Consider the following 11,424-nt stretch of genomic DNA (forward strand, 5'->3'; position numbering starts at 1 on the left):
ATGTTTAACGGTTTATCACAAATTGCCATCATCACAGGCATGAATCTGCGCAACCTGCCTCAACGTATCGGCACTTCATCAGTTGCGGTTTTTGGTGTGGCCTGTGTGGTTGGTGTATTAATTGGTGTGATGTCCATGGCCAGCGGATTCCAGCGCACCATGACCAACGCCGGCTCACCCACCACCGCCATTGTTATGCGCACTGGTGCCACATCGGAATTAAACAGCGGCATCAGCTACGAACAAAGCCAACTGATCGCCAACGCACCGGGTATTCAACGCGCCGACGGCGAGCCAATTGCCTCAGCAGAACTTTATGTGATCGTGGATTTAATCAAGCGCGCCACACAAAGTTCAGCCAACGTGCCTTTGCGTGGTGTAAACGCCAATGCATTCAAAGTGCGCGATAGTGTAAAAATTATTGAAGGCAGAAACTTTGAAGAAGGGCGCAACGAATTGATTGTTGGGCGCGGTGCTCACACACAATTTGCCAACCTCGATGTCGGTTCCACCATTAAATTCGGCCCAACAGAATGGACTGTGGTCGGCATCTTCAGTGCTGGCGGCGGCTTGTCAGAATCAGAACTCTGGTGCGACGTGCGCATTCTGCAAAACGCCTACCGGCGCGGCAACAGCTTTCAAAGCGTGCGCGTAAAACTCACCGACCCGGAAGCCCTGAGCGAATTAAAAACCGAACTCGCCTCCAACCCGCAACTGGATATGGACGCACAGTTGGAAACGGATTACCTCGCAGCACAAGCCGAACCCGTGAGCATGTTTATCAAAGCCGTTGGCTACCCGGTCGCCATCCTCATGGCGCTCGGCGCCATCTTCGGCGCGATCAACACCATGTACGCATCCGTTTCCACTCGCACCCGTGAAATCGCCACGCTACGCGCATTGGGATTCGGATCATTCCCTGTCGCCTTCTCCACATTGTTCGAATCCCTCGTGCTATCACTTATCGGCGGCGCCATCGGCTCGCTGGTCGTGTTCCTGCTATTCAACGGCTACTCCGTCTCGACCCTGAACTTCTCCAGCTTCAGCCAGGTCGTATTCGACTTCGCCGTCACCGCCGACTTACTGATTCAAGGCGTTTTCTTCGCCGCGATCATCGGCATCATCGGTGGGTTCTTCCCGGCGATACGTGCTGCGAAATTGCCCGTAGCCACCGCGTTGCGTGAGACGTGATGTAAAAGGAAGTGTGGAATGCGAGAAAGCGCCGTGTGAAAGCTCGGCGCTTTTTTGTTTTTGGTGATTATGTTTATCGAGGTTTTTATACAGTGTATTGAAAATCTGCCTGAAACCTTGCGCGTTTACCTTCCTATTGAGTGCGCGTTAATCTCCTTGCGTTTTTGGGAAAGCTGATTATAGTCAATGGGTTAACGGCTTCGTTGAGAGAGATAACGCGCAAAGGGTTGGAGGTTAACGCGCATGCGCGTTTTTGTTTCGGGGAAAGTTTTGGGGAATTAAAATTTTTCCTTTCAATATTAATGGGTTATCGGGTTTGCTTGAGGAAGGGTGTTAGGTGGGAAACGCGCATGCGCGATATGCAAGTGTTAAGTTTTAATAGCTGAGAATCATTAAGGGGAAAAATATGATTATTTTAAGTATAGGTATGTTGTTAATTGTTGTTGGTGCCGTATCTATTAGCTTTTCAGATCTATGCTGTGCTCTTAAGCTAAACGACGAAAGCCAGTGGAAAACTCTAGGTGCTCCAGTTGGAATCTCGTTTGCTGACCTTGGGAAAACTATTGGTGTATATAGTTGGGTACTTGGGTTCGGTTATGAGCAATCACATAATGCTGAAATCGTTAATTTGGGTAAGGCTGCTCTTAAAAAGGCATTATTCGCAAAATATACAATGATGTGGGGCTGTATATTTGTTGTGCTGGGTTTTTTCCTTGGGTTATTTGGTGGCTAGGTTTAACAAACCACACCATTACGCTGCCGCCGCTAGCGTCGGCGGGACGCTGAACTAGCGCCCATGTGCGGAACGTTATATGCCAGAGAAGCCCTGAGGATAAGTTATGACCGGAAAGTCAAATTTAGTTAATCTCGATGCGATGATTAAGCGAGCAGATTTTGCATTCAGTGAGGACGAAGGATTAACTTTTGAACAGTTCAATACCATACCTGCAAGAGAGTTAATTTCCGGGGGATTAACTGGCTCCATACTGCGAAAACCTGATTTCCAAAGAGAAACAAACCATTGGACGCCTGAGCAAGTCGAGTCTCTTCTTGAATGCTATATTCATGGCGACCTTATACCTTCCGTAATTTTGTGGAGATCACCATCATTTCTGTTCGTTATAGACGGTGGCCATAGGCTCAGCGTACTTAAGGCATGGATGGAAGATGACTACGGCGATGGACAAATTTCACACAAAATGTTCGGTCATGACATTTCATCGGAGCAAAAGAAGGCTGCAGATAAAACCAGAAAGCTTGTTAGGGAGCGCGTTAATACATGGGCATACTACAAAAGCCTCCAAGACAATGAGGAAGATATTACCCAGGAGCAAAGAACAAGACTCCTTACCTTAACTAGCCGAGGACTCCCTGTTCAATGGGTGCAGGGAAACGCAGACAAAGCAGAGACTTCATTTTTCAATATAAATATGAAAGGCACTCCATTAGACGAGTTGGAAGAGCTTCTACTTCGTAATAGAAAGAAGCCGGTGCCAATTGCTGCAAGAGCAATTATTCGATCTGGGCGTGGCCATAAATACTGGTCATCTTTCGCTCCCGAAATTGCAGAAAAAATTGAAAATGAAGCGAAGGATCTTCACAGGCTTCTGTTCAGCCCTGAAATAAAGAGGCCGATTAAAACTCTAGATTTGCCGCTCGGGGGCTCAAAGGGTGTTCGAACAGCAATCCAAGTTCTGATTGATTTCATACTATTTGCAAATCGTAAGCAGCAAGCTAGCGTTCCAACAGTCGAGTCATTTCCTGACGATCTTGAAGGATTGGATACTGTTGCAACGATGAAGAAGGTAACAGCCCTTGCTTCAAGAATAACTGGGAACGATAAAGGTAGCTTAGGCCTGCATCCGGCAATTTATTACTATGGCCCAACTGGTCGACATTCAACTCCTATGTTCTTGGGGGCTTCATCACTGATTGCGGAAAAACTGGCTAATAACGACAAGCATTTCTTTCAGAAGTTCACAAAAGTCCGCGCCGACCTAGAACATGTTCTAATTCAGCATAAAGATTTAATTGCAACTATTCTTCAGAAGAACATTAGCAAGTACCGCGTTCCAAGGTATCACTTGTTTTTGGACAGCATCATTAATGCGCTGTCGAACGGCGAGTCTGTAGATGAGCAAATCATTATCAAGCTCTCTCAATTGGAAGGAAAAATTATTGCCGGGGACTTTGTGAAAAACTCGACGAAGCTCGGCGATGAACAGAAGAGCAAACTCTTTATTAATGTCGCATTAATCCATGGCATTAAATGCCCAATATGCTGCGGATATATTGATACAGAAAAATCTGTTTCTTACGACCACGTTGTTAGAGTTCGTGAGGGCGGAATTGGGTCTGCAGACAACGGGCAACTTACGCATCCGTACTGCAATCAATCTATAAAGCAGTAGGCATATAACAAAGTCCTGCAGTCGGACAAAATCATAGTTTCATGCCTTTGCAGAATTCGCAAAAGGCACTCCACTATGATTTCGCCGCTAAGGAACGACGTTAACTAAAAGGAAGGTCATGAAGAACTTACTGGTAATATTACTGATGTCGCTTTCTGCCTACGCAATGAGCGATGATTTCTTTTGGAGATTAACTGATGGATCTAAAGCTCCCGAAACTGAAAACCAAAAAAGTATCAAAGGATTTGGTGGGTGGCTTATAGTAACGTCGGATAAAGACTGGGAAGAAAAATGGAATACCCCAAGAGAGCATGTTCCGCATTTTTCTGAAGCAAGTGAAGTAAAAATAGGTGAAGAGCTAACAATTCTACCTTTTTTTGCCAATCCAAAATTGGATAAATCATCTAATTTTGAGCTTGTATGCACAATTCAAGTTGAAAAGCCTGATGGCACCTATTCAATAAACGAAAAAAATACTCCATGTGCCTCCGGAAAAATGGAAATGGACCCTATGTCCATATTTTTGACCCAGACCGTTGTGAGGTATATAGGTGAAAAAGGTGATCCTTTTGGTGTTTGGACTATTCATTTTGAAATCAAAGACGTAAAGCGAGGTGTGTCAGTGCCTCTAAAAACGTCTTTCAAGCTGGTTGAGTAATAACTGATCAACCATCGTTCGCTTCGCTCTCTGGACCGCCTTTGGCGGCCGTTTACCTTAACGTTCGGGCGTGTGGGAAACAAATGGCTACGACCAAAATAAAGACTAAATTCGATAGGCCTATAATCTTCCGAACCTGCGACAAGATCGTGTACGAGTCCACATTGAAAAGCGGTGAAATCTGGATGAGGTCGAGTCGCTACTACCGTAATATTGAGAATCTTGCGCGCCAAGATAAGTCTGAAGGCGTAAATGGTACACAGGTCCTTTTCCCCCTCCATTTTTCGCCAGATTCCGCGCAGGGAATCCGTTGGGAGGGAGAAGGCTCAGTGGGGCAAGAAATCATTCCTCACTACATAATGTCGATGCATGGCACCAGTATTGCCGAGAGCGTTCGAAAAGGCTTCGGCGGTTTCACGCTCGGTATAAGCTGCATCGCTGATCTTGCCGCAGAAATAATCTATAAAACGTCGCAACAGTTGTCTGTCCACTCCTATCGGTTTGGTCAGGTTGCATATCAAAGAACCGCCCTCTGTCAATCATACTCGGCGCATGGAGCGGCGATCGAACTCACAGGAAATCCTCAGTGTACGTCAAGTCCGTAAATACAGATGTCCTTCGTAAAGATCCCGTAGAGCCTTTTATTTCCCAAGATGAATGGAGAATAGTGATATTCCCAACGAACTATTTGAATAACGATTGGCAGGAGCCATTAAAGATCAATGTCGACCCCAAGCATTTCTATCCCTATATTGAGCCTTAGGTTGCCGGGTAAAAGTACCCATACAAGCGTTGCAGTCTGACGCCAAAACCTCCGTATTTTTGTGTTATTCAATGCGCCCAAACATTAATACAAAAACACTTCGCCTTCGGCGCAGCTGAAGCGGACGTTAATACACAATCAAGTCAGAGATTATGCGAATTTCTGTGATTAAAGGTATTACCAGAAATATTGCCCATTTCGCATTGAGCGGAAGTGCCTACGGAGCACCTGAAAGAACATTGGATGAGCGTCGATCGGGCTTAGAGTTGAAAGTTGCTATATTGGCCGGAGAACCCCTGAGCTTCCCCATGAAGTCATGTTCATGCAGTCTGCATCAGAGAAGCTGCTTTCAATACTCCGCTCGGCCGGCATCAGCCACGCGGATGTTCAATATGCATTTGCCGAGTTTTATTTCAAGGGGCAATGTAGGGGTGCGGATAAGTGTGTCGTTACGATCAAACTCAAAGATGGTCGTAGCGTCAGCGGGGCTCATCTGAATAATACATTTGGCCGTTAACAATTAGCAGAATAGCGACACTTATACAAAGGCATTTGCACCTGGTGTGACACACACAGGCTGAGAACTTCGCGAAGTAAGCTTGCGTACTTGATCAGATTTTTAAAAAAACTTAAAGGGTTATTTCAGAAAGCTTTATACCATAGAGGATCAGTAGGTTCAGGCGTGACAACAGAACAAGAAAAAGCGTTTCGCGAAAAAGGTTGTATTTATATTCCCGGCGCGCTGGAGAAAAACGTGGTTCAGCCGGTTAAGGATCATGTGCTCAAAGAACTAAAGAGGCTGAATATCTGGTCGACGGGGAGAGTTCTGTCCCAAAAATTAAAAGGCGTCCCGGTGTTCCAACAAACTGGAAAACTGGGTCAGTTGATAAACTATCCCGACTTAAATGAGAAGCTTGTTTCGCAAGAGCTGTATTCTGATATGTGCATATTGGCCGGCGCATCATTACAGGCCCAGATTGGCCAACTGCTCATTTCGTTACCGCATCAAGTTGCTTGGACGCTTGAGGGATTAAACTGGCATCGTGATATTTCTACATCTCCGTTGAGGGGGATTCCGGGGGTTCAAGTTTTCGTTCTATTGGATACTGTGGCAGTCAATGGAGGAGCAACCTTAGCGTTGGTCGGCTCACACAGGTTGAAAAACCAATCTCAAGCAAAGGAGGGGATATCAGTGCTCACGAGTCATGGTGTAAACCATAGTGTCAATATTGGTGGGGTCGAGCTATCGATTATGGAGATGTCGGGTCGACCGGGAGATGTCTACCTGATGGATATGCGGGTTCTACATACGCCTTCAATCAATGCAACCAGAAACGTTCGATTAATGGCAACAGCACGGTACTTTGCAGAATAATGGCGATATTCAGGATAAATTAGACGGTCAAAAATAGATCTGGCAATCATCCTTCAAATGGTTAACTTTAGAGCGCGAGCTTGGCGTGGCGGTCAGCGGTACTCTGTGTCAGAGCCTGTGGTGGTAAAAGATGGCAAGTATTTCGCAAGGTAGATCAGGCCTTCGCGGCGCTGCTTACATTATGCGGCTTTGCGGGCTTCGCTAAGCGCACCTTTGCGCAACATGCGTGCAATATAAGCATTAAACACTCAGGACATCTCATCACATGAACAACCATTATTCATTTATCGGCGGCTCCGAAGGGGCTTGGCAGGTCGTCAGCTGTGAAACTGTCATTGGTGCGCCTCTTGAAACGGTACAGAGGGTCAATGTCGTTAATATGCCCTCAATTAATTTGGCCGAACGTGGCACCTGGGTGCTTCAAGGTTTTACAAGCAATGTTCGGTACGCCGAACGGCATGAAATAAACCAGCTTCGCGCAAAACAGGAAGATTTGAATCGTCCAGCGTCATCATGCGCTGCGCTCATTCCAATTAAAAAGTCCGCCGAGTGGTGGGCCATGTCCCAGGATGAGCGACGCGAAATTTTTGAAGCACAGTCACACCACACAGAAATTGGCCTGGCATATCTTCCCGAAATCGCACGACAATTACATCACTCACGTGATCTCGGCGAGCCTTTCGATTTCCTAACCTGGTTCGAGTTCGCTCCAGAGCATACTGACTTGTTCAATAAGCTATTGGTTCAGTTGCGCTCGTCAAAGGAGTGGGAGTACATCGAGCGCGAGATAGATATTCGACTTGTAAAAAATGTTTAACAAAAAATTCAACTCACTAGCTACGCTGGCTGAAGCCGTTACGTGCGTTAAACGCTGAAATCCATTCATGTTCGAATGTTAGCGTAAACCTATTCGCAAAAGGAGAATTTATGAAATTTGATATGTCAATTACTGATAACTATGCATCCTTCATCGATAAGGATTCAGGTGTAGCTGTATTCGTAGACTCTTTCGACAATCAAGAATTTGAGGTACGAATTGGGACCATTAATGAATCAGAACCTGCAGGCAGCATTTTCGCAGAAACAAGCGAAGAGCTGAATGCCAAGCTGGCCGCTCTATTTTCAGCACACACAGGAGAGAAATAATGGGAATTTCAATAAATGAAATATCTGTTTTAGAAACTGTGCTGAATGAAAAATTCTCAAAGGAACGTCTAAAGTTTAGGATGGTTTGGGTTGTGCCAGATGGCAGATCCTTTTGGAAATCTAATCAGTCTTAGTGGTCCCCTTGGATAAAAGGAGTCATTTAATGGAAATTACCAACCCAGTGGTAGAAGCTCAAATGCTTATTCGTCGGCCAGTATCCGATTGCTTTGAGGCTTTTGTAAATCCGGAAATTACTACGAAATTCTGGTTTAAAAAAGCAGTGGTCGCCTTGCGGTTGGCAAAAAAATACGCTGGTATTGGGAAATGTTCGGCGTTGGTGATTCGCTCACGGTTAAAGAATTTGAAGAAAATCGCCGGATACTGATCCAGTGGGAATCTGATCCAACAACAGTTGAATGGCGTTTTGAAGCCCATGGACATGAAGCTACGTTAGTAAAAATATCTAATTGGGGTTTCCCTGGAGATTGCGACAGTGTGTTACCTCAAGCAATTGATGCCAAGGGCGGTTATTCAATGGTACTCGCGGGGCTCAAAGCGTGGCTTGAATATGGAATTGAGCTCAATTTGGTTCGCGACCAGTTTCCAAGTGATCACTCAGTTTAATTACCGCTGATTTAATCAGCCTATTAATTAGAATCAACTTAAGGAGACATATGATGAAAAGTAATCCTGTTGTTCATTTCGAAATTTATGTTGAAGACATGACTCGCGCTAAAGCGTTTTATGAGGCTGTATTCGAAACCAGACTTGAGCAGATGCCCAATCCGACTCCCGAGATGGAGATGGACATGTGGTTCTTCCCCATGGATAAAGATACCGGGATGAGCAGTTACGGCGCGGGTGGCATGCTGATCAAAATGGACGGCTTTACACCAGGCGGTGGTGGTACTCTGGTTTACTTTGGTTGTGATGACTGTGCGGTGCAAGCTGCTCGTGCTGCGGAGCATGGAGGCACTGTTTTTCAAGAGAAAACATCCATCGGCGAGCACGGTTTCTGCGCCGTAGTCCGTGATACGGAAGGTAATCTGATTGGGTTGCATTCAATGAAATAAGTCTATTGATTATATGGATCAGGTTGTATTTTTTTGATGATCAAGCAGGTTATTTGCGATACCTTTAAAAGGAAAAGTAACATACCTCAACCAATAGATTCTTTTCCTTTAAACCTCTTGTGTATATGTAATGCTATGAGTCGATATATAAAACAACGTGATTTTGTGAAAATTTTATTCTTGTTTTTATTATCTGTAATGCCTAAATCCGTGTTCGGCAGCTGTCTTATTGGCCAAAATCTGCTGACCAACGGTGAGGCGATAAGTATAAAGATCAGTGAGCAGAGGATAGCCACTGGAGCGGTGACGTATTTTATTTCCCTTCCAGAGCTTCACAATGGAGAATCTTTAACCGGCGCGTATCTTAAAATCGGAGATCTGGTAAATGATGAGGCTTTAATTCCATTAAAAGCGGAGCGTTTGAAGGAAGGCTATATGACTCATGTGATCTTGCAACCAGCATTTGAAAGTGGGGCCTATCTGACAGCGATGTATGGAAGGTGTAATAGTCTTGGCAAGACCGTAAGAGTTCGCACCAAAACGCCTAAATAATTGGCGCGGTGACGCAAAAATTACTTGCTCGGAAATATATTTGATATGAAATTCTACCTTCTCGCATTCTTATATCTATTCGTTTTCTTCGGATCGATATACGGCTTGTTCGTAAATGAATTGAATATTGGGTTTGGAGCAGACTCGGCCTTCAACTATTCGTTATCAGGATGGATCAAGAATCTAGTCTGCATATTTGGTTTATTGTTGGCGGGTGCCGTGTCTACCTGGCCCATAGTCAGTGCAGTTTACAGAGCATTGAAAGGGTCTACTCAATGATTGAAGCCAGCACATTGCTGGAGCATCACAGGCAGGCTGTGTAACAAATTACGCGAAAGCGATATTCATGCTTCCTGCTTTTTTTTTGAGATGAAAGTTATCGGAATGTTGTGCCTATTGTCTGCTAACTCAGCTCTTGCTGAAGTCGAACTCGTCAAGGTCGAAAAATCTGAAAATTCAACACCGCTGATCCTTCCCTGGCAAAGCTTGCATCCGCATTTATGGCTGCAAGAGTATTAAGAGATGCCCTTAAAGCTGATTCGCAGGCTCAGCCGCGTAGGCCTCATGAAGCAGTTCGATAAACGGCTTTGCTTCTGCGATAACGGTAGAAGCAATCGCGGTAACTGCAATGCCGGGAGTCCATGAGTTCATTACGGCGGCGCCGGACAGTTTCCTGAATCGTTCTAGGGTGATGGCTTCATGACGCTGGGGAATATTGAGGTGATCCAGTTGCCGCTGGACTATGCCCATCATCGTGCCCTTCAACATGGCGGCCTTTGGCCAGATAACCGTTTCATTATCCCAAAAAACAAGATTCCATATGGTGGCCTCGCTCAATCGCCCTTGACGGTCTATAAACGCTGCGTCATCGAAACCTTGACGTATGGCTTGATGCAGATAATAAGTTTTGCCGACTTCGCCGACATGTTTTATCTCAGCCAGAGGTCTTTCATGATTCACTGCGCTTAGCCTTAACGGACCGGCGGGTCCATGAGATGGCGCGCCTGTGCGGACGAGCACGGTTGGCTCCACATCCATGCTGGCTCCCGTAAATTCGCCGCTACGCGAAAAGACGCTGACTGTTAACGACTGGTCTTTCGGGCCGGCATCAACTGCTGTTTTGATGTAGGACAGTAGTTGGTCATCAGGTAGTGTTCTTCCAAAAAATTCTCTGGATGCTTCACGCAGGCGATTTAGGTGAAGATCCAGCCCTTTGATCTTACGATCTCGCACCTGCATTGCCGTAAAGTGGGCAAATCCCGCAAAAGCCACGGGAATCAACTCTGAAAGGGTGGCTGGGTGGCCATTGATATGGGCTTGGTAAGTACTGGCTTCTATAGACATCTCGTTGGCTCCTGATTGAATTCATAGTAAAGAGTCACTACCCTAAACCCTGACAGCGCTGTGAGGGTCAAGGGGAGAGCAAAATGAAAATAGGTGAATTGTCGAAGCGCACCGGCGTGAGTATTCGGATGCTGCGCTACTACGACGCAGAAGGGCTGCTGAAGTCGACGCGCACCGCAAGCGGGTATCGCGATTACGATCCAGATGAGGTGAAGACTGTCGAACGTATTAAATTGCTTGGCTCGGCTGGAATGACTCTTGCGACGATCCAGCAGTTTTTACCTTGTGTGAGAGGTGAAGGTCCGGTCTTTGAGCCCTGTGATGAGTTACGCGATATTTTGCGCGAGCAGATTCATATTGCTAATCAGAAGGCGGCGAAGCTTGCTGAAAGCAGAAAGACCCTGGAACATTTTCTGCGCGAAATAGAACGTTAAAGAAAAAATAAATCGGTAAGCTATTAAGAGGCGCTACTGGCAACAAGATAGAAGCCTTATCTGTGGAGGTATAAAACCAGCATGACTTACGATGAGTACAATGAATTTTGTGGCTCTCTGCCAGTGACTTCCTACGTTAATCAATGGGGTGGCTCTCATGTGTGGAAAGTAGGAGGAAAAGTTTTTGCAATCGGTGTACCAACGAAATTGAATAACCTTGCTGTGTCCTTTAAAGTGTCGGAGCATAATTTTGAGGTATTAAAAGATCAGCCAGGTTTTAGGCCAGCGCCTTATTTGGCTTCTCGCGGCATGAAGTGGATACAGCAGTACGAGATTTCAGAAAAACAGGTAGATGAGTTCAAATATTACATCAAAGAGTCTCATCGCATTGTTTCGCTGGGGTTACCCAAAGCGAAGCAGAGAGAACTTGGCCTGAATCAGAATTAATGGTGGTAGCTTGCGCTACCTGGAACCTAA

General features: G+C 45.6%; 15 protein-coding genes. 13 read left to right on the forward strand and 2 right to left on the reverse strand.

Features of this window, described 5'->3' with window-relative positions:
* The 4 genes from CBR65_RS18295 to CBR65_RS18310 all read left to right on the forward strand — a co-directional run bounded on the left by CBR65_RS18295 (window position 1) and on the right by CBR65_RS18310 (window position 4,260).
* Window positions 1-1,191 carry an ABC transporter permease gene (locus CBR65_RS18295; protein ID WP_087468184.1) on the forward strand — a complete coding sequence of 397 codons (1,191 nt, stop codon included), beginning with the start codon at window positions 1-3 and terminating at the stop codon, window positions 1,189-1,191.
* Between the two features lie 406 nt (window positions 1,192-1,597).
* Window positions 1,598-1,924, forward strand: coding sequence for a hypothetical protein (locus CBR65_RS18300; protein WP_087468185.1), 327 nt, complete (start codon window positions 1,598-1,600; stop codon window positions 1,922-1,924).
* A 106-nt stretch (window positions 1,925-2,030) separates the two neighbouring features.
* Complete coding sequence (locus CBR65_RS18305) at window positions 2,031-3,602, forward strand: DUF262 domain-containing protein (protein WP_087468186.1); 1,572 nt, start codon at window positions 2,031-2,033, stop codon at window positions 3,600-3,602.
* A 118-nt stretch (window positions 3,603-3,720) separates the two neighbouring features.
* Window positions 3,721-4,260 (forward strand): hypothetical protein, encoded by a 540-nt coding sequence (locus tag CBR65_RS18310; protein ID WP_087468187.1) that lies wholly within the window; start codon window positions 3,721-3,723, stop codon window positions 4,258-4,260.
* Window positions 4,261-4,586: 326 nt separating this feature from the next.
* On the opposite strand, the gene CBR65_RS22545 is transcribed toward CBR65_RS18310, so the two are convergent.
* Window positions 4,587-4,736 (reverse strand): hypothetical protein, encoded by a 150-nt coding sequence (locus CBR65_RS22545; RefSeq protein WP_232461247.1) that lies wholly within the window; start codon window positions 4,734-4,736, stop codon window positions 4,587-4,589.
* 969 nt (window positions 4,737-5,705) lie between these two features.
* Between CBR65_RS22545 and CBR65_RS18325 the strand changes: the two genes are divergently transcribed.
* The 7 genes from CBR65_RS18325 (at window position 5,706) to CBR65_RS18350 (ending at window position 9,169) form a co-directional block, all read left to right on the forward strand.
* The gene (locus CBR65_RS18325; RefSeq protein ID WP_087468189.1) at window positions 5,706-6,398 is read left to right on the forward strand and encodes a phytanoyl-CoA dioxygenase family protein; all 693 of its coding nucleotides are present in this window, start codon (window positions 5,706-5,708) and stop codon (window positions 6,396-6,398) included.
* A 265-nt stretch (window positions 6,399-6,663) separates the two neighbouring features.
* Window positions 6,664-7,215, forward strand: coding sequence for a chlorite dismutase family protein (locus tag CBR65_RS18330; RefSeq protein ID WP_087468190.1), 552 nt, complete (start codon window positions 6,664-6,666; stop codon window positions 7,213-7,215).
* A 110-nt stretch (window positions 7,216-7,325) separates the two neighbouring features.
* On the forward strand, window positions 7,326-7,544 hold the full coding sequence (locus CBR65_RS18335) for a hypothetical protein (protein WP_087468191.1): 219 nt from the start codon (window positions 7,326-7,328) through the stop codon (window positions 7,542-7,544).
* A gap of 163 nt (window positions 7,545-7,707) precedes the next feature.
* On the forward strand, window positions 7,708-7,929 hold the full coding sequence (locus CBR65_RS22350) for a hypothetical protein (protein ID WP_198300799.1): 222 nt from the start codon (window positions 7,708-7,710) through the stop codon (window positions 7,927-7,929).
* Window positions 7,869-8,168: a hypothetical protein gene (locus CBR65_RS18340; RefSeq protein WP_198300800.1), complete on the forward strand. Its 300-nt coding sequence runs from the start codon at window positions 7,869-7,871 to the stop codon at window positions 8,166-8,168. Before CBR65_RS22350 ends, CBR65_RS18340 begins: the two co-directional genes overlap by 61 nt.
* Before the next feature lie 50 nt (window positions 8,169-8,218).
* Window positions 8,219-8,617, forward strand: coding sequence for a VOC family protein (locus CBR65_RS18345; RefSeq protein WP_232461249.1), 399 nt, complete (start codon window positions 8,219-8,221; stop codon window positions 8,615-8,617).
* Between the two features lie 165 nt (window positions 8,618-8,782).
* Complete coding sequence (locus CBR65_RS18350) at window positions 8,783-9,169, forward strand: hypothetical protein (RefSeq protein WP_198300801.1); 387 nt, start codon at window positions 8,783-8,785, stop codon at window positions 9,167-9,169.
* Between the two features lie 528 nt (window positions 9,170-9,697).
* Here the strand turns inward: CBR65_RS18350 and CBR65_RS18355 are convergent.
* Window positions 9,698-10,513 (reverse strand): aminotransferase class IV family protein, encoded by an 816-nt coding sequence (locus CBR65_RS18355; RefSeq protein WP_087468194.1) that lies wholly within the window; start codon window positions 10,511-10,513, stop codon window positions 9,698-9,700.
* 83 nt (window positions 10,514-10,596) lie between these two features.
* Here CBR65_RS18355 and CBR65_RS18360 point away from each other — a divergent pair, with 83 nt between their 5' ends.
* Window positions 10,597-10,947, forward strand: coding sequence for a MerR family transcriptional regulator (locus tag CBR65_RS18360; protein ID WP_087468195.1), 351 nt, complete (start codon window positions 10,597-10,599; stop codon window positions 10,945-10,947).
* A gap of 81 nt (window positions 10,948-11,028) precedes the next feature.
* A complete protein-coding gene (locus CBR65_RS18365) occupies window positions 11,029-11,394 on the forward strand; it encodes an MmcQ/YjbR family DNA-binding protein (RefSeq protein WP_087468196.1) in 366 nt (121 codons plus the stop codon).
* Window positions 11,395-11,424 lie beyond the last annotated feature (30 nt).

This window comes from Cellvibrio sp. PSBB006 (assembly GCF_002162135.1).
GTDB lineage: Bacteria > Pseudomonadota > Gammaproteobacteria > Pseudomonadales > Cellvibrionaceae > Cellvibrio.

Excerpts from the sequence above, each read along its gene's own strand:
- CBR65_RS18295 (WP_087468184.1), top strand. The coding sequence starts at position 1 with ATGTTTAACGGTTTATCACAAATTGCCATCATCACAGGCATGAATCTG.
- CBR65_RS18300 (WP_087468185.1), top strand. The coding sequence starts at position 1,598 with ATGATTATTTTAAGTATAGGTATGTTGTTAATTGTTGTTGGTGCCGTA.
- CBR65_RS18305 (WP_087468186.1), top strand. The coding sequence starts at position 2,031 with ATGACCGGAAAGTCAAATTTAGTTAATCTCGATGCGATGATTAAGCGA.
- CBR65_RS18310 (WP_087468187.1), top strand. The coding sequence starts at position 3,721 with ATGAAGAACTTACTGGTAATATTACTGATGTCGCTTTCTGCCTACGCA.
- CBR65_RS18330 (WP_087468190.1), top strand. The coding sequence starts at position 6,664 with ATGAACAACCATTATTCATTTATCGGCGGCTCCGAAGGGGCTTGGCAG.
- CBR65_RS18335 (WP_087468191.1), top strand. The coding sequence starts at position 7,326 with ATGAAATTTGATATGTCAATTACTGATAACTATGCATCCTTCATCGAT.
- CBR65_RS22350 (WP_198300799.1), top strand. The coding sequence starts at position 7,708 with ATGGAAATTACCAACCCAGTGGTAGAAGCTCAAATGCTTATTCGTCGG.
- CBR65_RS18340 (WP_198300800.1), top strand. The coding sequence starts at position 7,869 with ATGTTCGGCGTTGGTGATTCGCTCACGGTTAAAGAATTTGAAGAAAAT.
- CBR65_RS18345 (WP_232461249.1), top strand. The coding sequence starts at position 8,219 with ATGATGAAAAGTAATCCTGTTGTTCATTTCGAAATTTATGTTGAAGAC.
- CBR65_RS18355 (WP_087468194.1), bottom strand. The coding sequence starts at position 10,513 with ATGTCTATAGAAGCCAGTACTTACCAAGCCCATATCAATGGCCACCCA.
- CBR65_RS18360 (WP_087468195.1), top strand. The coding sequence starts at position 10,597 with ATGAAAATAGGTGAATTGTCGAAGCGCACCGGCGTGAGTATTCGGATG.
- CBR65_RS18365 (WP_087468196.1), top strand. The coding sequence starts at position 11,029 with ATGACTTACGATGAGTACAATGAATTTTGTGGCTCTCTGCCAGTGACT.